General features: G+C 71.4%; 25 protein-coding genes and 1 pseudogene. 20 read left to right on the forward strand and 6 right to left on the reverse strand.

Translation table 11 applies throughout. The annotated features are described in order from the left end of the window. Positions 1-38 precede the first annotated feature (38 nt). Both nagB and AC21LY_RS21795 read left to right on the forward strand, forming a co-directional pair. A complete protein-coding gene (gene nagB / locus AC21LY_RS21790) occupies positions 39-818 on the forward strand; it encodes a glucosamine-6-phosphate deaminase (RefSeq protein ID WP_489048669.1) in 780 nt (259 codons plus the stop codon). 19 nt (positions 819-837) lie between these two features. Next, a complete protein-coding gene (locus tag AC21LY_RS21795) occupies positions 838-2,010 on the forward strand; it encodes a YbfB/YjiJ family MFS transporter (RefSeq protein ID WP_489048670.1) in 1,173 nt (390 codons plus the stop codon). Between the two features lie 214 nt (positions 2,011-2,224). On the opposite strand, the gene AC21LY_RS21800 is transcribed toward AC21LY_RS21795, so the two are convergent. From AC21LY_RS21800 to AC21LY_RS21810, 3 genes are read right to left on the reverse strand one after another with little or no spacing between them, the layout of a single operon-like run. Beyond that, complete coding sequence (locus tag AC21LY_RS21800) at positions 2,225-3,226, reverse strand: aldo/keto reductase (protein ID WP_489048671.1); 1,002 nt, start codon at positions 3,224-3,226, stop codon at positions 2,225-2,227. A gap of 1 nt (position 3,227) precedes the next feature. Then, on the reverse strand, positions 3,228-3,734 hold the full coding sequence (locus tag AC21LY_RS21805) for a MerR family transcriptional regulator (protein ID WP_489048672.1): 507 nt from the start codon (positions 3,732-3,734) through the stop codon (positions 3,228-3,230). A 34-nt stretch (positions 3,735-3,768) separates the two neighbouring features. Then, positions 3,769-4,386 carry a DinB family protein gene (locus tag AC21LY_RS21810; RefSeq protein WP_489048673.1) on the reverse strand — a complete coding sequence of 206 codons (618 nt, stop codon included), beginning with the start codon at positions 4,384-4,386 and terminating at the stop codon, positions 3,769-3,771. A 217-nt stretch (positions 4,387-4,603) separates the two neighbouring features. Between AC21LY_RS21810 and AC21LY_RS21815 the strand changes: the two genes are divergently transcribed. Beyond that, positions 4,604-6,592, forward strand: coding sequence for an HNH endonuclease signature motif containing protein (locus AC21LY_RS21815; RefSeq protein WP_489048674.1), 1,989 nt, complete (start codon positions 4,604-4,606; stop codon positions 6,590-6,592). A gap of 34 nt (positions 6,593-6,626) precedes the next feature. On the opposite strand, the pseudogene AC21LY_RS21820 reads toward AC21LY_RS21815, so the two are convergent. Beyond that, positions 6,627-7,422: pseudogene (locus AC21LY_RS21820) on the reverse strand (ABC transporter ATP-binding protein). Positions 7,423-7,453: 31 nt separating this feature from the next. Here AC21LY_RS21820 and AC21LY_RS21825 point away from each other — a divergent pair. Next, positions 7,454-8,212, forward strand: coding sequence for a methyltransferase domain-containing protein (locus AC21LY_RS21825; protein ID WP_489048675.1), 759 nt, complete (start codon positions 7,454-7,456; stop codon positions 8,210-8,212). Positions 8,213-8,232: 20 nt separating this feature from the next. Here the strand turns inward: AC21LY_RS21825 and AC21LY_RS21830 are convergent, their stop codons facing one another. Beyond that, positions 8,233-9,147 (reverse strand): LysR family transcriptional regulator, encoded by a 915-nt coding sequence (locus AC21LY_RS21830; protein WP_489048676.1) that lies wholly within the window; start codon positions 9,145-9,147, stop codon positions 8,233-8,235. 72 nt (positions 9,148-9,219) lie between these two features. Between AC21LY_RS21830 and AC21LY_RS21835 the strand changes: the two genes are divergently transcribed. From AC21LY_RS21835 to AC21LY_RS21875, 9 genes are all read left to right on the forward strand, one after another. Next, on the forward strand, positions 9,220-10,446 hold the full coding sequence (locus AC21LY_RS21835; protein WP_489048677.1) for an MFS transporter: 1,227 nt from the start codon (positions 9,220-9,222) through the stop codon (positions 10,444-10,446). A gap of 14 nt (positions 10,447-10,460) precedes the next feature. Then, positions 10,461-11,237, forward strand: a complete 777-nt coding sequence (locus tag AC21LY_RS21840) for an LLM class F420-dependent oxidoreductase (protein ID WP_489048678.1) — start codon at positions 10,461-10,463, stop codon at positions 11,235-11,237. A gap of 117 nt (positions 11,238-11,354) precedes the next feature. Further along, positions 11,355-11,774 carry a pyridoxamine 5'-phosphate oxidase family protein gene (locus AC21LY_RS21845; RefSeq protein ID WP_489048679.1) on the forward strand — a complete coding sequence of 140 codons (420 nt, stop codon included), beginning with the start codon at positions 11,355-11,357 and terminating at the stop codon, positions 11,772-11,774. 74 nt (positions 11,775-11,848) lie between these two features. Beyond that, a complete protein-coding gene (locus AC21LY_RS21850; RefSeq protein ID WP_489048680.1) occupies positions 11,849-12,595 on the forward strand; it encodes a phosphoglyceromutase in 747 nt (248 codons plus the stop codon). 98 nt (positions 12,596-12,693) lie between these two features. Beyond that, positions 12,694-12,990: a GNAT family N-acetyltransferase gene (locus AC21LY_RS21855; RefSeq protein WP_489048681.1), complete on the forward strand. Its 297-nt coding sequence runs from the start codon at positions 12,694-12,696 to the stop codon at positions 12,988-12,990. Positions 12,991-13,053: 63 nt separating this feature from the next. Next, the gene (locus AC21LY_RS21860) at positions 13,054-14,241 is read left to right on the forward strand and encodes a sensor histidine kinase (protein ID WP_489048682.1); all 1,188 of its coding nucleotides are present in this window, start codon (positions 13,054-13,056) and stop codon (positions 14,239-14,241) included. After that, positions 14,238-14,927, forward strand: coding sequence for a response regulator (locus AC21LY_RS21865; RefSeq protein ID WP_489048683.1), 690 nt, complete (start codon positions 14,238-14,240; stop codon positions 14,925-14,927). The genes AC21LY_RS21860 and AC21LY_RS21865 overlap by 4 nt, the downstream gene beginning before the upstream one ends. Positions 14,928-15,019: 92 nt before the next feature. Next, positions 15,020-15,745, forward strand: a complete 726-nt coding sequence (locus tag AC21LY_RS21870; protein ID WP_489048684.1) for a FadR/GntR family transcriptional regulator — start codon at positions 15,020-15,022, stop codon at positions 15,743-15,745. Positions 15,746-15,750: 5 nt separating this feature from the next. Beyond that, a complete protein-coding gene (locus tag AC21LY_RS21875; protein WP_489048774.1) occupies positions 15,751-16,428 on the forward strand; it encodes a sterol desaturase family protein in 678 nt (225 codons plus the stop codon). On the opposite strand, the gene AC21LY_RS21880 is transcribed toward AC21LY_RS21875, so the two are convergent. Then, entirely contained in the window at positions 16,425-17,240 is an 816-nt protein-coding gene (locus AC21LY_RS21880) for a DUF3109 family protein (RefSeq protein WP_489048775.1), read from the reverse strand. The genes AC21LY_RS21875 and AC21LY_RS21880 overlap by 4 nt on opposite strands. A gap of 48 nt (positions 17,241-17,288) precedes the next feature. Here AC21LY_RS21880 and AC21LY_RS21885 point away from each other — a divergent pair, with 48 nt between their 5' ends. From AC21LY_RS21885 to AC21LY_RS21915, 7 genes are all read left to right on the forward strand, one after another. Then, entirely contained in the window at positions 17,289-18,248 is a 960-nt protein-coding gene (locus AC21LY_RS21885; protein ID WP_489048685.1) for a Ppx/GppA family phosphatase, read from the forward strand. Positions 18,249-18,411: 163 nt separating this feature from the next. Continuing rightward, positions 18,412-19,674: a hypothetical protein gene (locus tag AC21LY_RS21890; protein ID WP_489048686.1), complete on the forward strand. Its 1,263-nt coding sequence runs from the start codon at positions 18,412-18,414 to the stop codon at positions 19,672-19,674. Positions 19,675-19,688: 14 nt separating this feature from the next. Further along, on the forward strand, positions 19,689-20,540 hold the full coding sequence (locus tag AC21LY_RS21895) for a sugar phosphate isomerase/epimerase family protein (RefSeq protein WP_489048687.1): 852 nt from the start codon (positions 19,689-19,691) through the stop codon (positions 20,538-20,540). Between the two features lie 44 nt (positions 20,541-20,584). After that, on the forward strand, positions 20,585-21,412 hold the full coding sequence (locus AC21LY_RS21900) for a thioesterase family protein (RefSeq protein WP_489048688.1): 828 nt from the start codon (positions 20,585-20,587) through the stop codon (positions 21,410-21,412). A 15-nt stretch (positions 21,413-21,427) separates the two neighbouring features. Next, positions 21,428-22,237, forward strand: a complete 810-nt coding sequence (proC, locus tag AC21LY_RS21905; RefSeq protein WP_489048689.1) for a pyrroline-5-carboxylate reductase — start codon at positions 21,428-21,430, stop codon at positions 22,235-22,237. Positions 22,238-22,365: 128 nt separating this feature from the next. Next, complete coding sequence (locus tag AC21LY_RS21910) at positions 22,366-22,611, forward strand: helix-turn-helix domain-containing protein (RefSeq protein ID WP_068523814.1); 246 nt, start codon at positions 22,366-22,368, stop codon at positions 22,609-22,611. A gap of 164 nt (positions 22,612-22,775) precedes the next feature. After that, positions 22,776-22,877, forward strand: a complete 102-nt coding sequence (locus tag AC21LY_RS21915) for a 30S ribosomal protein bS22 (protein WP_003402602.1) — start codon at positions 22,776-22,778, stop codon at positions 22,875-22,877. The last annotated feature ends 70 nt before the right edge of the window (positions 22,878-22,947 follow it).

Consider the following 22,947-nt stretch of genomic DNA (forward strand, 5'->3'; position numbering starts at 1 on the left):
TGCGGGTACGGCGCGCGGTCGCGCTCTAGGATGGGCGCATGGAAATCGTGATCCGCCCGACCCCCGCCGACGTCGCCGTCACCGCCGCCGACATCGTGGCCGACCATGTTCGCCGTGGTCCCACGGTTCTCGGGTTGGCCACCGGTTCCACGCCGCTGGCCACCTATCAGGAGCTCATCCGCCGTCACCGGGACGAGGGGCTCAGCTTCGCCGACTGCGTCTCGTTCAACCTCGACGAGTACGTCGGGCTGCCGAAGGGGCACCCCGAGAGCTATCGCGAGGTGATCCGCAAGGAGTTCACCTCGCACGTCGACATCCCGGACGCCAAGGTGGAGGGCCCGGACGGCACGGCCGCCGATATCGCCGCCGAGGCGCAGCGCTACGAGGACGCGATCAAGGCCGCGGGCGGCGTCGACGTGCAGCTGCTGGGCATCGGCACCGACGGTCACATCGGTTTCAACGAGCCGGTCTCCTCGCTCGCCTCGCGCACCCGGATCAAGACGCTGACCACGCAGACCCGCGAGGACAACGCACGCTTCTTCTCCTCGATCGACGAGGTGCCGATCCACGTGCTCACCCAGGGGCTCGGCACCATCTCGGACGCCCGGCACCTGCTGCTGCTCGCCACCGGCGAGGGCAAGGCCGAGGCGATCGCCGCCACCGTCGAGGGCCCCGTCGCCGCCATCAACCCGGCGTCCGTGCTCCAGTTCCACCCGCACGTCACCGTCGTCATCGACGAGGCCGCCGCGTCGAAGCTGCGGCTGAAGGACTACTACGCGCACGTGCTGGCCAACAAGCCGGAGAGCCAGCCCTTCTAGGGGTCGTTAGAATCGCGTAGTGAATACGCGACAGCTCGGCTTCGGCGCTCTCGCCGGCCTCGCGGCGGCGATGGGGCTGGGCCGGTTCGCCTACACCCCGATCCTGCCGCTCATGCAGGAGCAGACGGGGATCACGCCCGGTTCCACCGCGGTGGTCGCCACGTTCAACTACCTCGGCTACTTCCTCGGCGCGGTGGCGCTGGCGGTCTGGCCGCGGCTCGCGCGGAGCCGTGGCCTGCTGCGGGTCTCGCTGGTCGCGCTCGTCGCGAGCGAGGTGGCGATGGTGCTGGCCGTGAACGTCCCGGTGTGGTCCGGCGTGCGGCTGATCGCCGGCCTGGCCAGCGCCGTCGTCTTCGTCTACGGCGCGGGCGCCGTCGCGGGGACCGCTGCGGCCGGCGTCGCCTTCTGCGGCGTCGGGGTGGGCATCGCCGTCTCGGGCGTGCTCGTCGCGGGGCTCGGCGAGGCGGTGGGCTGGCGGGTGCTGTGGTGGGTGGCCGCGCTCGCCACCGCGCTGTTCGGGCTGTTCGCGTGGCGGCTTCCGCCCGGTCGTTCCGCCGCCGTTTCACAGCCCGACGGTGCCGCCCCGCGGTCCGCCGATGCCGCCCCGCGATCCGAGGGCGCCGCTCCGCACCGCCTCGGCATGGCCGCCTGGGCGCTGTGCCTGAGCTACTTCCTCGAAGGACTCGGCTACATCGTGCTCGGCACGTTCCTGGTCGCGGCGATCGCCGTGGGCGGTGCGCGGTGGGAGGGCCCGGCGGCGTGGGTGATCGTCGGCCTCGCCGCCGCCGTCTCGCCGCTGATCTGGGCGCGGCTGCGCCGATATCGCTCCGCCGAGACACTGCTGGTTCTCGCGCTGGTGCTGCAGGTGGTCTCGGCGGTGCTGCCCGCCCTGGTGCGCGGACCGGCCGCCGCGGCGGTCTCGGCCGTGTTGTTCGGCGGCACCTTCATCGGCGCGGTGATGCTGTCGATGGAGGCCGGCGCGCGGATCGGGATCCCGCGGTCCGCGGCGGTGCTGACCGCGGGGTACGGCATCGGGCAGATCGCGGGGCCGCTGGTGGTCGCGCCGATGCTCGGCAGTGACTCGGCCGGCTACGACGCGGCCTTCCTCACCGCCGGCGGTGTGCTGGTGGTCTCCGCCGTGCTGGCCGCCGTCGCGCGCTGGACGAGTACGCCGCGCGGCAGGACGGCGTGAATCCACGTTCACGGTCCACGTGGCGGTCGGACGATGCGCGCTGTGCGCGGTTGCCGCGCGACGGTGATCCCCTCGGGCCGGGCGGCTGTCGGCGGGCCAGTCGACGGCGCCTGCGGTGCCGAAGATGGCGAGGCCGTTCGCGCCGGCTGCTGTGGCGCAGTCAACTAAGTCAACCGTACGTGCCGCACCCTGCGTAGGGCACCGGGTCAACCGGTCAGCGGCGCTGGAAGAGCGTGCGCTGCGGGTAGCGGTCGCCGACGGCGGAGAGTGCGGTGAGCTCGTCGAGCTGGGCGTCGGTGAGTTCCACGGCTGCGGCGCCGAGGTTGTCGGCGAGGTGCGTGCGCCGGGTGGTGCCGGGGATCGGCACGACGTCCTCGCCCTGCGCCAGCACCCAGGCGAGCGCGACCTGCGCTGCGGTCACCGGTGCACCGTCGTGCCCCGCGCCCGCCGCGGTGAGCTCCGCGGCGACGGCATCGATCCGGTCGACGAGCCGCAGGTTCGCCTCGAGGTTCTCGCCCTGCCACCGGGGGATGGAGTGCCGGAAGTCGTCACCCTGCAGGGCCTTGACCACCTCCGCGCGGTCCGCGGTGAGCAGGCCCCGGCCGAGCGGACTGAACGGCACCAGGCCCGCGCCCACCTCGCGGGCGGCCTGCAGCGGACCGTTCTCGACGTCCCGGGTGAAGATCGAGTACTCGGACTGCAGGGCGGCGATCGGGTGGACGGCGGCGGCCTTGCGGATGTCGTCGGCGCTCGCCTCGGACAGCCCCAATGCGCGGACCTTCCCCGCCGAGACCTGCTCGGCCATCGCGCCCACGGTCTCCTCGACGGGGACCTGCGGGTCCACGCGGTGCAGGTAGTAGAGGTCGATCACGTCGACGCCGAGCCGGCGCAGAGAGCCGTCGACGCACTCGGCCACGCGCTCCGGGCGGCCGTCGAGGCCGATGGGCTTGGCGTTGTCGTCGTTGACGAAGCCGAACTTGGTGGCCAGCACGATCTCGTCGCGGTGCTGCTCGACGAACGGCGCGAGGAACTCCTCGTTGGCGCCGTTGCCGTACATGTCGGCGGTGTCGAAGAAGGTCACGCCGGCGGCGAGGGCGGCCTCGAGGGTGGCGCGGGCCTCCTCGGGGTCGGCGGTGCCGTAGGCGTGGCTCATGCCCATGCAGCCGAGTCCGAGGGTCGAGACCTGCAGGTCGCCGAGGGTGCGGGTGGGAAGCATGTCAGTCCTCCTGGGAGTGATGGGGTTCGACGGTGTCGGTCGGCTCGTCGGCGCAGTCGCCGAGCGCGCCGCCGTAGGTGGCGATCTTGTAGTCGATGACTGCGAGCGAGTACTTGAGTTCCTCGATGTGCGCGGCGGTGCGGGCACGGTGCGCCTGGAGCAGGGCGAGGCGGGCGGGCACCGTCGGCGGGCCACCGTCGACGAGCTGGATGTACTCCGTGATGTCCGCGATCGGCATGCCCGACAGGCGAAGCCGCGTCAGGAAGATGACGCGCGCGATCGCCTGCGGACCGTAGCGCCGGTGTCCGGCACCGTCGCGGTCGACGGTGACCAGCCCGATCCGTTCGTAGTACCGCAGCGTGTGCCCCGAGACGCCGACCAACTCCGCCAGTTCGGCGACGGTGAGCGGCCCCTGCTGTGCCGGCCCGGCGAGGATCTCGGCGGTGTTCGGCAGCGGCCCGCGGGTGCGGACGGCGGCGGCGAGTTCGTCTTCGGTGTGTGCGACCACGTGGGCAACGCTAGGCCTTCGAGCGCACTCGAAGTCAAGGACGTTCTCCCGGGGAAGATCGGGTCCGCTCCGGCTGCGGCGGCGTCCACGGCCGGACGAATCCCAGGTCGCCCATGCCCTCCGCGGCGGCGACGAGCTCGTACCCGGTGGCACCGTCGATCTGCTCGCGCAGGATGTCCGCGTGTCCGGCGTGGCGGGCGACCTCTTCGATGATGTGCAGCAGGATCCAGCGCACCGTCCACCCCGCGAAGCCCTCGGGAAACCACGGAGCCGGGCGCGCGGGCGCGACGACGTCGAGGTCCGCCTGATCTGCGACGGCCAGTGCGCGCGCGGCGGCGGCGTCGTAAGCGATGAGCAGCGAGGCGAGGCTCTCGCCTTCGGTGAGCCGGAAGTCCTCGCGCTCGGCCATGCCGTCGACGCGCGGATCCTCGAACAGTGCCGGCGCGGCCTGCGCGCGGGCCGACCAGGCGTCGACCGTGAGCGTGACGTGCTTGAGCAGCCCGCCCACGGTGAGTGCGCTACGGGTGGGGGACAGGCGGATCTGCTCATCGGTCAGGCCGAAGGCGGTGTGCCGCAGACCATTGAGCTGCTGGCTGAGGAATCCGCGTAGGCCTACGCGTTCGGAATCGGCGGGCGGCGCCATGAGTGGCATGAGGGCTCCTTGTCGTCCGTGATCGTGGTTGTCCGTGGTCGGGTGACGGGCTCGTCGGGTCTGAGGACAGTCAACCTCGAGCCACTGACAGGTTTTTACGGAACATCGAACATGTCGTCGGAGAAATACCTTGTCAAGACCTATTCTCGTTCGAATAATATCGGTAGAATACGAAGGTATGAGCAGTTCGGATGACGCCTTCACCCTGGGCCGGCGGGTGGTGACCCCGCTGCCTGCGGTGTTCGACGATGCGGTGTCCGAACTGACCGTGGGGGGTGCGCTCTCCCGCCTGCGGGTGCTCACCATCGAACAGAACCGCCTCGAAGCCGAACGCTCCGCCGTCCTGACCCGGCTGTATGAACTCCGCGATGATGCGCGGCGGGTGCGGGAGGAGTCCTCGCGGCGGTTCGTCGATGAGTGGGATGAGTTGGTCGCGGAGGTCGGTGCCGTGCTCGGGGTCGGTCGGATGGCGGCGGGGTCGGCGGTGCATCGGGGGTTGGATCTGCGGGAACGCTGCCCACGCCTGTTCGCTCTGTTCGCCACCGGGGCGGTGGGGTTGCCGGTGGTCCGGGAAGTGCTGCGGGCTTCTGCTGCGGTGCTGGATGAGGATCTTGCTCGGGAATTCGATGAGCAGGTCACCGCCTGGCTCACCAATCGGACAGGTCAATCCGTGACGGTCGGCGCGGTCGCCGACGCCGCGAAAACGATCCTGACTCGCATCGACCCCGCCGCGGCGCGGGAAACCCCACCGGTGGCGCCGCGGGAACGGCTGGAGTTCCACGCCCGCACCGACGGCCTCGTCGATCTGGAGGCGGTGATGCCGAAGGATCAGGCATTGCGCCTGTCGGCGCAGATCAACCCCGTCGCGCGGTCCGTGTGCCGGGATGATGGCCGGACGCTGGGGCAGCGGCAGGTCGCTGCCCTGGTGGCACTCGCCGAAGGCTACGAGAGTCTGGGCTGCCTGTGTGGGAAGGACTCCTGCGAGCTGCGCGAGCCGAAGCCCAGGGGCGGCGCGGTGTCGCAGGAGATTCAGGCGTTGGCGGTGATCGTGCTCAACGAGTCCGACCTCGCCGACATCCACCCCGGTGGCGCGACCGCTACGGCCGAGACCGACACCGCCCCACCGGATCCGAACCTGTTCACCGAGAACGCATTCGAATTCGACAGCCCCGGCGATGCCGCCGACTGCGCTGACGCGTCAGACACCTCTACTGACGTGGACGAAGTCGATGAGGTGGCCGTTGGCGACGCTGATGTGGACGGTTCGCTCGGCGGCACTGCTTCCGGCTCGGCTGCGAGTAGCGCAGACGTCGACGCCTCGGACGTCGATGACGACGGCGCCGCTGCTCCCGACGTTCCGGGCGCTGATGCTGGCGCCGCCGACCCGGACGACCCGTGTGATGCGAATGATGCTGATGACACCGATCGTGCGGGCGGTGAGCCCCCTGGACGACCTGGCCGTAGCTCGGGGGCGGTGATCCTGACCGGGGAGTCGGGGATCACGGGACCCGTCACCGTCGAGCAGGCGGGGGAGTTGATCGCCGCCGCGCGGACGCAGTGGCGGGTCCTCGGGCGTCGGGACCCCGCGACCGGGGAGATCCATGTCCGCGGTGCGGGTGGGTATCGGCCGACCTGGTATCAGCTGTTGGTGATGCGTCTGACATACCCCACCTGCGTCTTCCCCGGCTGCAGTGTGCCGTCGGATCGGTGCCAGGCCGATCACGTCGACGAGTACGACCGCGACGACCCCACGGTGGGTGGGGCGACCACCGTCGCCGGCAGCACCGGGCCGGGAAATCTGGTGCCGCTGTGCGGGTTTCATCACCGCATCAAGACCGAGACCGGGTGGCTCTCCGATGTCCTGGCCGACGGGACCGTCGAATGGCGCCACCCCGCCGGCGGGGTCTACACCGTTCCACCTGGTATGGCCCGTGAGCTCCTCCCCGGTCTCAAACAGATCATCTGGGACGCCCCTGCCCCCACACCCACCACACCGAAGAGTCCCGACGGACTCCAGACGGCGGCGAAACGAAAAGCGAAAGCCCGCCGCGCCCTGCGCGCCAAGAACCGGCTCCTGCGGCAGCAGCGCCGCGAACGCCGAGCTGCCGAAGCCCACGCACGGCAGCGGGCGGAGGAACGCGCCGCAGCCGAAGCCGCCGGCCAGACCTACGACGAGACCGCCCCGCTCAAACCTCCACCGTTCTGAGGAACAGAGATGCTGAGGAGCGGACGATGAAACGTCAGTGCGACCGTGCGGTCCAACGACCGTCCCGCCGGGAGATCGTGATCGGGTGGTCGAAGGCGTGGCTGATCGTGTCGGTGGTCAGCACCTCGTCGACCGGGCCGGCCGCGGTGATCCGGCCGTCGCGGATCAGGACGGCGTGGGTCGTGGTCGTCGGGATCTCCTCGAGGTGGTGCGTCACCAGGATCGAGGCGAGTTCGGGGTGGGCGCGCCGGGCACCGTCGACGGCGGTCAGGAGGATCTCGCGGGCGGCGAGGTCGAGGCCCGTGGCCGGTTCGTCGAGGAGGAGCAGCGCCGGCGCGGCCATGAGCGCGCGGGCGATCAGGGCGCGTCCGCGCTCGCCCTGCGAGAGCGTCGGCCATACGGACTCCGCGTGCCGCGCCATGCCGAGGGCGGCCACGAGTTCGTCGGCGCGCTCCCGCTGCTCGGGGGTGGGGGGACCAGCGCGGCGGGAATTCCGGTGTGTTGGTCAGGCCGGTCAGCACCACGTCGCGCACCGTCAGCGGCGCGTCCAGGCGGTGTCGCGGGTTCACGTGCCCGATGTGGGTGCGCAGCTCGCGCATGTCGACTCGGCCGAGGCGGTTACCGAGCACCTCGACGGTGCCGCGGGTCGGGTGGGTGACCGCGCCGCACAGCCCGAGCAGCGTCGACTTGCCGGCCCCGTTCGCACCCAACAGGACCCAGTGCTCGCCCCGGCGTACGGTGAGGGAGACGTCGTCGAGGAGGGCGCGACCGTTGCGGACCAGATCCACGTGGTCGATGCGCAAGACGTGCGGGGCGTTCGTCTCGGTCATTGCCTACCTCCTCAATTGATTGGATGATTGTATGACTGCGCACCGGTGGGATCCATCCCAGTACCTCCGCTACGGCGACGAGCGCACGCGTCCCTTTCTCGACCTGCTCGCGCGGGTTCCCGGTGACGCGCGCACCGTCGTCGACCTCGGGTGCGGGCCGGGCAACGACGTCGGGCCGCTGCGGGCCCGCTGGCCCGAGGCCACGATCCGCGGCGTCGACTCCAGCGAGGAGATGATCCGGCGCGCCCGCGCCGATGTCAGCGACCCGCGCGCGAGCTTCGAGACCGGGGACGCCGCCGCGTGGCGCCCGGCCGGCGAGCGACCCGACGTCATCGTCTCGAACGCCATGTACCAGTGGATCGATCGGCACATCGACCTGCTGCCCGCCGCCGCCGACGGGGCCGCCCGCGCCTTCGCCTTCCAGGTGCCGGGCAACCAGGACGCCCCCTCGCACGCCCTCCTCGCCGAGACGGCGAAGGCGTTCGGGATCACCGACTTCCGCCGCGTCGACGTTCGCGACCCCGCCGAGTACCTCGCGGCCCTACAGCGCCCGGGGTGGAGCGTGGACGTCTGGGAGACCACGTACCTGCACGTCCTGCAGGGCCCCGACGCGGTCTTCGAGTGGATCTCCGGCACCGGGGCGCGCCCGGTTCTCGCGCAGCTCGACGGTGCCGAGCGCGATGCCTTCGTCACTCGGTACAAGGCGGCGTTGAACGCCGCCTACCCGCCGCGGGACTTCGGGACGGTGCTGCCCTTCCGCCGCATCTTCTGCGTCGCGTCGCGCGACTGAGGCGAACCCGGGCGAGCGGCTCAGGTCGGAGGTGCCGCCCGGTCCAGCGCGTAGTCGCGGAAGGCGCGAACGGCCCGGGGGAGCGCCGTATCGGTGCGCCACAACAGGCCGACCTCGCGGGTGGGCGCGGGACCGGACATGGGGACGAGCACCAGGCCGGGCGGCCACAGCGGGTCCTCTTCGACCGGCAACAGGGCCACGCCGAGACCGGCCGCGACCAAACCGGCGACGGTGAACGCCTCGGACGACTCGAAGGCGATCCGAGGTCGGAAACCCGCGGCGGCGCAGCGCTCCTCGAGAATGCGCCGCAGGCCGAACTCGGGGTGCATCGTGATGAAGTCCGCGTCGGCGGCCTCGGAGAGGTGCACCGACGGCCGGTCCGCGAGGGGGTGCCCGGCGGGGACCGCGAGCGCGAGGCGCTGCACCGAGAGCAACCCGAAGGCGACCGCGCTGGTGGTCGGCCGGGGCGAGACGATCGCGAGGTCGGCCTCGTCGGCGAGCACGCGCTCGGTCACCGTCCCGGCGGCGAACTGCGAGAGCTCGAAGCCGACGCGCGGCTCCCGCCGCCGGAACCCCGAGACGAGTCGCGGGACCAGGACCACGCCGAAGGAGTGCAGGAAGGACAGCCGGATCGTGCCCTGGGACGGGCTCCGCTGGTCCGCGATCTGCGCCCGCGCGGCCTCCAGCTCCGCGTGCGCGCGCCGGGCGTGATCGAGGTAGATCTCGCCGCTCGCGTTGAGGACGAGGCGTCCGTGCCGCCGGTCGAACAGCGGCGCCCCGATGCCTGCCTCCAGTCGTGCGAGCGTCCGCGAGAGGGTGGGCTGCGTGATCCGCAGGGCGGCCGCCGCATCGGTCATGTGCGCCGTCTCGGCCAGTGTGATGAACCGCACAAGGTCGTCCGAGGTGCTCGGCGTGGGTCTACCACCTGCGGTCATGCGTACTTTCTATCAGGCATGAAAGATCCATGCATTTCACACATCGGCGGATCGGGAGCAGGGTCGTCTGGCATGACCGCCACCGTCGACCGCATCGGGAACGCACCGCTTCGGGCCGGGACTCCCGCGTACCGTCGCACCACCCTGGCGCTCTTCGTGGCGGGCCTGACCACCTTCGGCTCGATGTACTCGACTCAGGCCGTGCTCCCCGAGCTGACCCGGGTCTTCGGCGCCGCGCCGGCCGTCTCGGCCCTCGCGGTCTCGGTCACCACGGGTGTTCTCGCGCTGGCGATCATCCCCGTCAGCGCACTCTCCGAGCGCTTCGGCCGCACGCGCGTGATGACGGTGTCCGCCGTCGCGGCGGTCCTGCTGGGCCTGCTGATCCCGCTGTCGCCGACCCTGCCGATGCTGCTGGTTCTCCGTGCGCTGCAGGGGATCGCGCTGGCCGGAGTCCCCGCGGTGGCGATGGCCTACCTCGCGGAGGAGGTCGACGGGCGCGACCTGGGCGGGGCCATGGGGCGGTACGTCGCGGGCACCACCATCGGCGGTCTGCTCGGGCGCGTCGTGACGGCAGTCGGGCTGGACCTGGTGCCATGGCGCGGCGCCATGGAGCTCTTCGCGGTCGCGGCGGCCGCGCTCACGGTGGTGATGATCCGGACCCTTCCCGCCTCCAGGTTCCACGAGCCCGCCCCGGTCTCCGTCGGGACGACGGTGCGGGGCATGCTCGGTCACCTCCGCCGGCCCGCGCTCGCGACGCTCTTCGTACTCGCCTTCCTCCTGATGGGCGGCTTCGTCAGCGTCTACAACTTCCTCGGATTCCGGCTGCTCGCCGAGCCCTTCGCCTTCGCCCCGGGCGTGGTGGGGCTCGTCTTCCTCATCTACCTCGCGGGCACCGTCTCGTCCGGCGCAGCGGGCCGCCTGGCCGACCGGATCGGGCGGCGCCGGGTGCTCCTGGCCGCCATCGCCACGATGGGCGCTGGCCTGGTCCTCACGCTGCCGGATTCGACGGTGGCCGTGCTCGCCGGGATGGTGGTCTTCACCGCCGGCTTCTTCGCGGCGCACAGCGTGGCCAGCGGCTGGGTCGGCGTGCTCGCCGTCGAGCACCGCGCCGAGGCCTCGTCGGGCTACCTCTTCTGCTATTACGCCGGATCGTCCCTCGTGGGTGCGGCGGCGGGGCTCGCCTTCGCCGCGGCCGGCTGGCCGGGGATCGCGGCCGCGGTCGGCGTGGCTGTCGCGGCGGCGTTCGTCCTGGTCGTCGCCGGGCTCCCCGGTTCGGCCAGCGCGCGAGCGAGGTGCTGAGTAGCGTCGACGCCATGCGCATCGGAGTTCAGCTTCAGCCCCAGCACTTCACCGAGTACCAGCAGCTGCGCGACGCGGTCGCCAAGCTCGAAGACCTCGGTGTCGACGTGGTCTACAACTGGGACCACTTCTTCCCCCTCTCCGGCGATCCCGACGGCACCCACCTCGAGTGCTGGACGATGCTCGCCGCCTGGGCCGAGCAGACCTCCCGCATCGAGATCGGTGCGCTGGTCACCTGCAACAGCTACCGCAACCCCGACCTGCTCGCCGATATGGCGCGCACCGTCGACCACATCTCCAACGGTCGCCTGATCCTGGGCATCGGTTCCGGCTGGTTCCAGCGCGACTACGACGAGTACGGCTACGACTTCGGCACCGCGGGTAGTCGTCTCGACGACCTCGGCGCGGCACTGCCGCGGATCACGGAGCGCTGGGCCAAGCTCAATCCCGCCCCCACGCGCGACATCCCGATCCTCATCGGCGGTGGCGGGGAGAAGAAGACGCTGCCGCTGGTCGCGCAGTACGCCTCGATATGGCACTACTTCGTGGACCTCGAGACCTACCGGCACAAGTCCGGCGTGCTGGCGCGGGCGTGCGAGCGGATCGGCCGGGATCCGAAGGAGATCGCGCACAACGTCGCCATCCCGCGCGGAATCGGGGTCGACGGTGCCCTCGCCTTCGCCGACCAGCTGGTCGCCGAGGGGGCCACGGAGTTCACCGCCGAGCTCGCGGCACCGGCCTTCGACTACACCGTCATCGAGGCCCTCCTGCGCTGGCGCGACGGGCGGTAGGGACCTCCCGGTCCGGTCGGGACCTGTACAGGGACGATCGTCCCTGGTGGGCACCGTCGCGTCGGGATGAGAGTGGGACTGCGGGACCGTCCTGCACCCCGACCCGAGGAGTCCGCCATGGAGCAGTTCACCGCCGGAACCACCGTCCTCGACCGCGAGCAGGCGGTCGAACTGCTACGGCGCAGGGACGTCGGACGCATCGTGATCGCCCTCGGGGGAGAGGCCGAGATCTTCCCCGTGAACTACGTGCTCACCGACAGCGGAGACGTCCTGTTCCGGACGGGCCCAGGGAGCAAGCTCGCGTCCGCCGTCGTCGCGCGCGAGGTGCTCTTCGAAGTGGACGAGATGAGCGGCGACCAGGCGTGGAGTGTCATCGTCCGCGGGCCGGCGCGGGTGCGCACGGACTCGTCCGCGCTCTCGGTGGTGGACGCGCTGTCCCTGCGCCCCTTCATCGACGACGGCAAGTTCGAGGTCGTGGAGGTCCGTGCCGAGCGGGTCAGCGCCCGCGGCTTCGGCCGCACGGAGCCCTGGTTCTGACCCGCCGGGACATCGGCCGGGCGGTTTGATGAGCGGCATGCGCCGCCCCGGGCTCGCCCACTAAGCTCACCGGCATGACCTACGGCACACTGATCCTGCTCCGTCACGGCGAGAGCGAGTGGAACGCGTCCAACCAGTTCACCGGCTGGGTCGACGTGGCGCTCACCGAGAAGGGCCGCGGGGAGGCGGAGCGCGGCGGCGAGCTGCTCAAGGAGGCGGGCCTGCTGCCGGACGTCGTCTACACCTCGTTGCTGCGTCGCGCGATCACCACCGCGAACCTCGCGCTGGACGCCGCCGACCGGCACTGGATCCCCGTGGTCCGCGACTGGCGCCTCAACGAGCGGCACTACGGCGCGCTGCAGGGCCTGAACAAGGCGGAGACCAAGGAGAAGTACGGCGACGAGCAGTTCATGCTGTGGCGCCGCAGCTACGACACGCCGCCGCCCGCGATCGACCCGGCGAACGAGTACAGCCAGACCGACGACCCGCGCTACGCGCTGCTGCCGCAGGTCCCGCTCACCGAGTGTCTGCTCGACGTGGTCAAGCGCTTCGTCCCCTACTACCAGGCCGTCATCGAGCCGCAGGTCGCGCAGGGGAGGACGGTGCTCGTGGCCGCGCACGGCAACTCGCTGCGCGCCCTGGTCAAGCACCTGGACGGGATCTCCGACGCCGACATCGCGGCGCTCAACATCCCCACCGGCATCCCGCTGACCTACTCCTTCAACGAGGACGGCACCGTCGCCAACCCGGGCGGCACCTACCTCGACCCCGAGGCCGCCGCCGCGGGGGCCGCCGCGGTCGCCAACCAGGGCGCCAAGTAGTCCTCGATCTTTCGACGGGGCGGTACCGATACGAATCGGTACCGCCCCTTAAGTTTCTCCTCAGGCACCCGCGCCGCGCAGGCGATAGTTTGGATCACATGGCTGACGTGACTGTGACCCACTCCCCGGAACAGGAGCGCTACGTGCTCACCGTCGACGGAGATCAGGCCGGCTACCTCGACTACGTGGACGAGGTGGACGTCCGGGTGCTCACCCACACCGTCGTCGATGCGGAGTACGGCGGTAAGGGCTACGCCGCCGCGCTCACGCGCGCCGCTCTCGACGATGTCCAGCAGACCGGCAAGAAGGCCCGCGCGGTATGCACCTACGTCGCGAACTACGTCGCGAAGCACCCCGAGTACGCCGCCGTTGTCGAGGACGCCGCCGAGCGGTAACCCGGTGTTCACCGGTCGTTCTCAATGTGAAGTACCACCGGAGAACCTGGGTACACTGACCGCGTGACTGTGGCCCTCTGTGTGGTGTCCGCCCTGGTGGGCGCCCTCATCGGTTGGCTCGCCCGGCGCGTGAAGCAACGGGTCGCGACGGCCGCACCCGTCGGTCCGCGGCGGATGACGGTGGCGGAACTGCAGCGCGCGGTGATCCGCGACTCGCCCACCGGTCTGGTGGTCGTCGACCGCTTCCGCGACGTGATCGCCTGCAACGCCCGCGCCGAGGAGTTCTCCCTCGTCCGCGAGCAGCTCCTCGACGACCGCGTCTGGCGGGCCGCCTCCCGTGTCCTCGAGACCGGCGTGCCGAGCACCGTCGAACTGACCGTGGCGCGCCGCTCCGACCGGGCGAGCATCGCGCTGCGCTGCCGGGTTGACCTCATCGAGGGACTGCAGCCCGACGAGCAGTACGCGGTGGTCTACGCGGACGACGACACGGAGAACCAGCGGATGGAGGCGACTCGCCGCGATTTCGTGGCGAACGTCTCGCACGAGCTCAAGACCCCGGTCGGCGCGATCGGCCTGCTCGCCGAGGCACTGCTCGAATCCGACGACGACCCGGAGGCGGTGCGGCACTTCGGCTCGCGCGTGCTCTCCGAATCCACCCGGATGGGCAACATGGTCAACGAGCTGATCGCGCTCTCCCGCCTGCAGGGCGCCGAGAAGCTGCCCGACCTCGGCAGCGTCGAGGTCGACGACGTGGTCGGCGAAGCGGTTGCGCGGGCGCAGGTCTCGGCCGAGGCGAACAACATTTCGCTCATCGTCGACGATCCCTCCGGCCTCGAGGTCCGCGGCGACGACACCCTGCTGCTCACCGCGCTGTCGAATCTCATCTCCAACGCGATCGCCTACTCGCCGCAGAACACCCAGGTCTCGATCAGCCGCCGCAAGCGGGTGATCGACGGGGTGGCGTCGATCGAGATCGCGGTCACCGACCGGGGCATCGGCATCGCCCCCGAAGACCAGGAGCGCGTCTTCGAGCGCTTCTTCCGCGTCGACAAGGCGCGGTCCCGGATGACAGGCGGCACCGGACTCGGTCTCGCCATCGTCAAACACGTCGCCGCGAACCACGGCGGCACCATTAGGCTCTGGAGCAAGCCGGGCATGGGATCGACCTTCACGCTGGTACTGCCGGCGCCGGTCGAGTCGGGCGCGGAACCTGCAGAGCGCGATGACCACAGTGAGGATGTACTGCGGTGACACACGTACTGATCGTCGAGGACGAGGAGTCGCTGGCCGACCCTCTCGCGTTCCTGCTCCGCAAGGAGGGCTTCGAGACCACCGTCGTGGGCGACGGGGCCGAGGCGCTGCGGCACTTCGAATCCGCCGGCGCCGACATCGTCCTCCTCGACCTGATGCTGCCCGGGATGAGCGGCACCGAGGTGTGCAAGCAACTGCGCGCCCGCTCGTCCGTGCCCGTGATCATGGTGACCGCGCGCGACAGCGAGATCGACAAGGTGGTCGGGCTCGAGCTCGGCGCCGACGACTACGTCACCAAGCCCTACTCCGCGCGCGAGCTCATCGCCCGGATCCGCGCCGTCCTCCGCCGCGGTGTCGACACCGCCGCCGCGGACGGCCTCGACGACGGCGTGCTCGAGGGCGGTCCGGTCCGGATGGACGTGGAGCGGCACGTGGTCACCGTCGGGGGAGAGGCGGTGACCCTGCCGCTCAAGGAGTTCGACCTGCTCGAGTACCTGCTGCGCAACAGCGGACGGGTGCTCACCCGCGGGCAGCTCATCGACCGCGTCTGGGGCGCCGACTACGTGGGCGACACCAAGACCCTCGACGTCCACGTCAAGCGCCTGCGCGGCAAGATCGAGGCGGACCCGGCCAATCCGAAGCACCTGGTCACCGTCCGCGGCCTGGGCTACAAGCTCGAGCCCTAAGACTTCACTCCGCCCGCCGCGCTCCGCGTCGGCGCCTCCCATTACTGGTAAGACCACTTGACCACCGGACCTGATGCGGCTACGGTTCCGGCATGGAACTGAACCCGGTGACGAAGCGGTCCGCCGCCGACGAGGTGCACGACCAGCTGCTGAATCAGCTGGTCAGCGGTGCCGCGCCGGTGGGCTCGCGGCTCCCCAGCGAACGCCGGCTCGCCGAGGTGCTCGGCGTCTCGCGGCCCGTCATTCGGGAGGCGATCGCCCGGCTCGCCGCGTCGGGCCACGTCGAGGTCCGGCAGGGCGACGGTGCCATCGTCAACGACATCACCCGGACGGGCGGGCTCGACCTGCTGCCGCGCCTGCTCGTCGCCGCGCCCGACGGTGCCGTCATCGATCCGTCCGTGGTGCGCAGCGTGCTCGAGGTGCGCGAACACCTCGGGCCGTGGATCGCCGAGCAGGCGGCCGCGCGCTCGGCCGAGGCGCTCACCGGCCCGCTCGCCGCGGCGCTCGCCGCGATCGAGGGCGCTGGATCGGGCGCGGAGCAGCAGGCCGCCGCCCTCGCCTACTGGGAGCACCTCGTCCGGGGCGCCGATTCGATCGCGATGACGCTGATCTTCAACGGCATGCGGCGCGTCTACGAGCCGATGCTCGGCATCGTCGCGGACGCCGTCGCCGCGGCCGAACCCGCCGACCGCTACCGCGCGCTCACCGCGGCCGTGCTCGGCGGCGATGCCACCGCCGCCCGCGCCGCCGCGACGGCCGTGCTCGGCGGCGCCACCGGCGTCCTCGGCGGACTCCTCGACCAGATGGAGCGGCCGTGACCACCATCGACCGCGCGGCCCGGCGCCGCGTCACCCTCGCGGCGGCGGGCCGGGAGTTCCTCCGGCACCCGACGCCGTGGATGATCCTGGCCTTCCTCGTCGGCACCCTCGCCGCGCGCGTGCTCGCCGGCGGGGGAGGCCTCGTCGACCTGTGGGCGCCGCTGGTCTTCGCCGCGCTGTTCCCGTTCCTGGAGTGGGTGATCCACGTCTTCGTGCTGCACTGGAAGCCGCGCACCGTCGGGCCGGTCACGCTCGACACCCTGCTCGCGCGCGACCACCGCCGGCACCACGCCGCGCCCCGTGACGTGGACCTGGTCTTCATCCCCACCCGCGCGCTGCCGTGGGTGATCGCGGGCCTGGGCATCGCGGCGCCGCTCGGCGTCGGCGCGCTGATCGGTGCCCCGCTGCACGCGACCCTGACCTTCATGCTGGTCGAGGCGGCCTTCCTGCTCGGCTACGAGTGGACCCACTACCTCGTGCACACCGACTACCCGCCGCGCAGCCGCGCCTACAAGGCCGTCTGGCGCAGTCACCGTCTGCACCACTTCAAGAACGAGCACTACTGGTTCTCGGTCACCACCTCGGGCACCTCCGACCGGGTGCTGGGCACCTACCCGGACCCCGGCACCGTCGAGACCAGCCCGACGGCCAAGAACCTGCACGGCCTGGACGGGCGCGGTTAGAGCTCCACGTACTTCATGTCGAAGCTCTGCCGCTCGGTCGCGGCGGCGGTCGCGGGGTGCACGGCCACCAGGGAGTCGCGCCGCGCCGCGCACTCGCGGGCCAGCACGGCGTAGGCCTCCTCGCCCAGGAGCTCCGTCAGCTCCGGCGCGTAGCTCTGCCAGACCTGCTGCGCGCCGACGTGCGCCTCGGGCGAGCCCGTGCAGTACCACTGCAGGTCCAGGCCTCCCGGTCCCCAGCCGCGGCGGTCGTACTCGCCGATCGTGGTGCGCAGGATCTGCTCCCCGTCGGGCCGCTCGACCCACTCCTGGGTGCGCCGGACGGGCAGCTGCCAGCAGACGTCGGGTTTGACGGTGAGCGGTTCCACGCCGGTCCGCAGGGCCATGGCGTGCAGGGCGCAGCCCTCGCCGCCGGGGAACCCCGGGCGGTTGAGGAAGATGCAGGCACCGTCGTACCTGCGGGTCCGCAGGGCGGGCTCGTCGTCGAGGTCGTCCTCCTCGAGGTAACCCTTCTTTCCCAGCCCCTTGCCGCGGAACTGCCAGTCCGCGTCCGTGAGTTTCGCGACGGCCTTCTTCAGGCGCTTGCGATCGTCCTTGTCGGAGAGGAAGGCGCCGTGGCTGCAGCAGCCGTCGGTCTCGCGGCCGGGCTCGATGCCGTGACACGACGCCGTCCCGAACATGCACGTCCAGTGCGAGAGCAGCCAGGTCAGGTCAGCGGCGATCAGGTGGCTCGGATCCGTGGGATCGGGGAACTCCAACCACTCGCGCGGGAAGTCCAGGGGTACTTCCGGAACGGGCCGCCGCAGGCCGGGCATGGGAAGGTCGGTCACAGCGCCCACGGTAGTCGGGTCTAGATTGTTGCCGTGAGATTGGGAGTCCTCGACATCGGGTCCAATACGGTGCATCTGCTCGTGGTCGACGCCCACTGGGGCGCACGCCCGACCCCGATGAGTTCGACCAAGGCCACCCTGCGCCTGGCCGAGAAGATCGAGCCCAGCGGCCGGCTCAGCCGGGCGGGCGAGGACGCTCTGGTCTCCTCGGTGGCGGAGTTCACCACGATCGCCAAGAGTTCCGGCTGCGCCGAGGTGATGGCCTTCGCCACCTCGGCCGTGCGCGACGCCAGCAACACCGACTCCGTGCTCGCCCACGTCAAGCAGGCCTCCGGCGTCGACGTCGAGGTGCTCTCCGGCGCCGACGAGTCGCGACTGACCGCGCTGGCCGTGCGGCGCTGGTACGGCTGGAGCGTCGGCCGCGTCCTCAACATCGACATCGGCGGCGGCTCCCTGGAGATGAGCAACGGCGTCGACGAGGAACCCGATGTCGCACTGTCGCTCCCACTGGGCGCAGGCCGCATCACCCGCGAGTGGCTCCCGGAGGACCCGCCCGGCCGCCGCCGGGTGAGCATGCTGCGCGACTGGCTCGACGCGGAGATCTCGCCCGCGGCCGAGCGGCTCGCCGCGGCGGGCACGCCCGACATGGTGGCGGGCACGTCGAAGACCATGCGCACGCTCGCCCGCCTGACCGGCGCCGCGCCGACCTCCGCCGGGCCGCGGGTCAAGCGCACGCTGACGGCGAGCGGCCTGCGCCAGTTGATCGCCTTCATCAGCCGGATGACGGTGGCGGACCGCAAGGAACTCGAGGGCCTCAGCTCCGACCGGGCCGGGCAGATCGTGGCCGGCGCGCTGGTCGCGGAAGCCGCGATGCGGGCGATGAAGGTGGATGAACTCGACATCTGCCCGTGGGCGCTGCGCGAGGGTGTGATCCTGCGTTACCTGGACACACAGGCCGGTTTCACCCCGGAGAACGGGCCGAAGGCCCCTTAAGTCCCCGAAGTATCATCGGATCCCGCCCGCGTGTGCCGCCACGGTTGTGCACGGATGGGCAAGTAGGATCAGCGTGAAGACCAGACAGGCGTGAGTGACGGGTGAGACGAGTCCGGCACCCACGGGGCCCATCAGGCCGACGAGCCACAGGACGGTGACGTGCATGAGCGAGGAGCGAAGGATTTCGCTGGCGGAGCTGCTCGCCAGGGAGGGCGGCGCCCCGGCTGCGCCCGCGGGCGGACGCCGCCGTCGTCACCGCGGTGGTGAGAACTCGATCACCGTCGCCGAGCTGACCGGTGAGATCCCCGTCGTCCGCGACGATCAGCCCGCGCCCGGCGAGCAGGCCCCCACCGACGCCCCGCAGGCCGAGGTCGCGGCCGCCGAGGTCGCCGAGCCCGAGGTGGTCGAACCCGAGATCGTCGAGCCCGAGGTCGTCGAGGCGGAGCTCGACGGCGCGCAGGCCCCCGAGCCCGCTGCCCCGTCCGAGGCCGCCGCCGACGAGCCGATCACCTCGTCCTTCCTCGCCGCCGCCGTCGCGGCGCCCGGTCCCGTCGACGAGCCGGAGGCCCGCGCCGACGAGGCTCCCGTCCACGAGGCCGGCGAGTACGAAGCCGTCGAGTACGAGGCCGAGGTGTACGAGGCCACCGCCGACGAGCACCCCGTCGAGCCGGAGGCCCCGGCCCCCTCCCCGCGGCGCGGCCTGCTCCGCTGGGGTCGCGGCGCGCGCGCCGAGGCGCGGCAGGAGCACGAGGCCCCGGCGCCGGAGGAGGCGCATGCCGACGCCGAGCCGGAGCCCGGACCGGAGGTCGCCGCGGCGCAGTCCGAGGAGGGCACCGACTACGCGTGGTCGCGCTGGGACCAGGCCGAGGCCCCGATCATGGCGACCGCCGACTTCAACACGGCGCAGGTCCGCGAGCGGCAGTCCCGGTTCGCCGAGATCGAGGCGGACGACACCGTCGACGTCGCACCGGTCGCCGTGCCCGACGGTGACCTCGCGGCACCGTCTGCGCCCGACACGGCGTCGATGAGCGCGCAGCAGATCGAGGAGGCCCGGGCCGCCGGGAACCCCGACTTCCTGGATCAGCCCGGCCTCCTGGATCAGCCCGGCGAGGGCGTCGAGGACGAGGCCGAGAAGGCCCCGTCGGCGGGCAAGGGACGCGGGTGGCTCGCGCTGGCCGCGGAGGTCGTGCTCGGCCTGGTCGCGGGCGCCGGCCTGTTCTACGGCTTCTTCAAGCTGTGGAACTGGGGCGGCGGGAAGGCGACCATCGCGCTGACCGTCGTGCTGGCCTTCGTCGTGATCATCGGCATCGTGACCTTCACGCACTACCTGCGCAAGACCACCGACTACCTGACCCTCGGGCTCGCGCTGTTCGTGGGCCTGGTGATCACCTTCGGCCCGCTGCTGATGGCGCTCGGCTCGAACTGAGTACCCTCGGCGACGTGAGCGGGATCGCGGTCGGGCTGTCGACGGCGTCGGTCTACCCGGAGAAGCTCGAGGACGCCTTCCGGTACGCCGCGGAGACCGGCTACGACGGGGTCGAGCTCATGGTCTGGCACGAGGCGGCCAGCCAGGACATCGCGAACGTCGCGGGACTGTCCATGCGCTACGACGTGCCCGTCCTGTCCGTGCACGCGCCCTGCCTGTTGATCAGCCAGCGCGTCTGGGGGCCCGACCCCATGGCGAAGCTCGGCCGCGCGGTGACGGCCGCGGAGGACCTCGGCGCCGACACGGTCGTCGTGCACCCGCCCTTCCGCTGGCAGCGGCGCTACGCCGAGAACTTCGTCGACCTGGTCAGCGAGCTCGAGGACGACAGTCATGTCGCGATCGCCGTGGAGAACATGTTCCCGATGCGGCTCGACGCCTTCTTCGGCCGCCGGGGGGAATCCGTCGAGCGACTCAAGCGCCGCGGCCACCCCGGCACCGCGGTCTCCGCCTTCTCCCCGTCGATCGACCCGACGGACGTCGGCTACGCGCACTACACGCTGGACCTCTCGCACACCGCCACCGCGGGCGTCGACGCGCTGGAGCTGATGGACCGCATGGGCGACGGGCTGCGGCACCTGCACCTGACCGACGGACTCGGCGCGGCCGTCGACGAGCACCTCGTGCCCGGCCACGGCACCCAGCCGGCCGCCGAGGTGTGCCGCCGGCTCGCCGTGTCGGGCTTCGACGGGCACGTGATCCTGGAGATCGCGACCGGCTCGGCGAAAACGCCCGAGGAGCGGCGTGCGATGCTCACGGAGGCGCTGGGATTCGCGCGGGAGCACCTGCGCGGCGACCCGGCGGCCTGACACGTTCGGCACCCGCGGGGTGCCCCGGTAAGGAGAGCGCACAGATGGCTTTGTTCGCGGACCTCGTCTCCGTCACGAAGGCCCCGGGCGGTTACACCGCCGACATCGACCCCACCTGGACGGTGGGCCCCAAGGTGCACGGCGGCGCGCTGCTCGCCGTGATCGCCTCGGCGGGGCGGGCCGCCTACCTCGACGACGGGGGAGAGCCGGAGGTCGAGCCCGTCGTGATCTCCGCCGAGTACCTCGGCGCGCCCGATGCGGGGCACATCGAGCTGCGCACCGAGGTGCGCAAGCGCGGCCGCACGACCTCGTTCGTGAGCGTCGAGGCGATCCAGGGGGATCGCGTCTACGTCCAGGCCGTCGTGACCCTCGCGCGCCGCGACGAGGGCGAGGAGCGGTACGCGGAGCCCGGCCCGCTCGACGCGCTGCCCGCCACGCCGCCCGCGGACGCGCTGGCGTGGGACCCCGAGCATCCCGCGGCGAGGGTCTTCAAGGTCGGCCGGGTGGCCGAGGTGCGCTACGACCCGTCGACCCTGCCCGTGATGGAGGGCCGGACCGGCGCCGCGGAGACCCGGGGGTGGGTGCGGCTGCGCGCGGAGCCGGTCTCCGGGCTGTTCGCCCTGCTGGCGACCGACATCTCGCTGCCGGTGGTCGCGAACCTCGGTGGCGTCGGCTGGGCCCCCACGATCACGCTGACCGCGCACGTGCGCCGCGAGCCGGTGGACGGCTGGCTGCGGTTCCGCGCGTCGGCGTCCGTCGTCGGGCAGCGGTGGTTCGAGGAGGACCACGTGCTGCTCGACGAGTCCGGCCACGTCGTCGCGACGTCCCGGCAGCTGGCGATGGTGCCGGCCCCGAAGCCCGAGAAGAACTGATCGAGGAGGACTGACATGGATGGTCGTATCGCGCTGATCGGCGGCGGACGGATCGGCGAGGCGCTGCTGGGCGGCCTGGTGGCGGCCGGGCACGAGCCCGGCGCGCTCGTCGTCGCCGAGCCGCACGCGGGCCGCGGCGGGGAGCTCACCGAGCGCTACGGGGTCCGGACGGTGACCACCGTCGGGGACGCCGTCGACGGTGCCGATCTCGTCGTGATCGCGGTCAAGCCCGACGTGGTGACGGCGATCCTGCCCGACGTGGCCGCGGCGCTGCGGCCCGGCGCGGTGGTCTCGTCGGTCGCCGCGGGCGTGCCCACCGCAGTCTACGAGGCGGCGCTGCCCGCCGGGACGCCCGTGGTGCGGGTCATGCCGAACACGGCGATGCTCGTCGGGAAGTCGATGAGCGGGATCTCGGGCGGTCGCGACGCGGGGGAGTCGCACGTGGCGCTCGTCCGCGAGGTGATGGAGGCCGTGGGGAAGACCCTGGTCGTGCCCGAGGCCAAACTCGACGCGCTGACCGCATTGTCCGGTTCCGGTCCCGCCTACGCCTTCCTGGTGGCCGAGGCGATGATCGACGCGGGGGTGGATCTGGGGCTCACGCGGGAGCAGGCGAGCACCCTCGCGACGCACACCATCGAGGGTGCGGGTGCACTAATGGTTGAGACTTCCACGTCGCCCGTCGAGCTCCGGGCGGCGGTGACTTCGCCGGGCGGTACGACAGCGGCCGCGATCCGGGAACTGGAGAAGAACGGCCTGCGACCTGCCTTTTATGCGGCGACACGGGCCTGCGCGGAGCGCTCGGCCGAGCTCGGCCGGCTCGCTTAGAACGTTTGGTTAGCTCACTCCCGTCGCATTATTCCCATTGGTACCGCTAAGCTGCTCGAAGCACGTGCGTGTCAGGTCCGCCGGAGGGGAAGCCGGCGGCGCGACATGTGCCGGAGGTTAGGGATTACATGGCGTCTGCGAACAAGAACACCAAGCCCGCCGAGATCGGTGCCGGAGCCCAGGCTCCCCAGGCAGCCGGCTCGTCGTTCCTGACGGTGGCCGAGGTCGCCACCCTCATGCGGGTGTCGAAGATGACGGTCTACCGCCTGGTGCACAACGGGGAGCTCCCCGCGGTGCGGGTGGGCCGGTCCTTCCGGGTCCACGAGAAGGCGGTCCACGACTACCTGCAGACCTCGTTCTTCGACGCGGGCTAGATCCCGTTCGAGAACGTCAGCCGCGGCGGTGGCACAGGCGGATTTCGTCTGGGCCGTCGTGGCGGGTAAGGTAGAAGCCTGCTGCGTGGGACGCGGGGGCTTTCGTACGTACCCGGCCGCCGCGCACCGATCATGGCAATTCGATAGAGAGACGTGAGGAACCCATGGGTTCAGTGATCAAGAAGCGCCGCAAGCGCATGTCGAAGAAGAAGCACCGCAAGCTGCTCCGCCGCACCCGCGTGCAGCGTAGGAAACTCGGCAAGTAGGCCTTCCCTCGGGCCCTTCCCCGAGGCGACTTCTGGTCACACTTTCATGAGAGCCCGCCCAGGATCTGGG

The organism is Tsukamurella sp. II2bb (genome assembly GCF_057815145.1).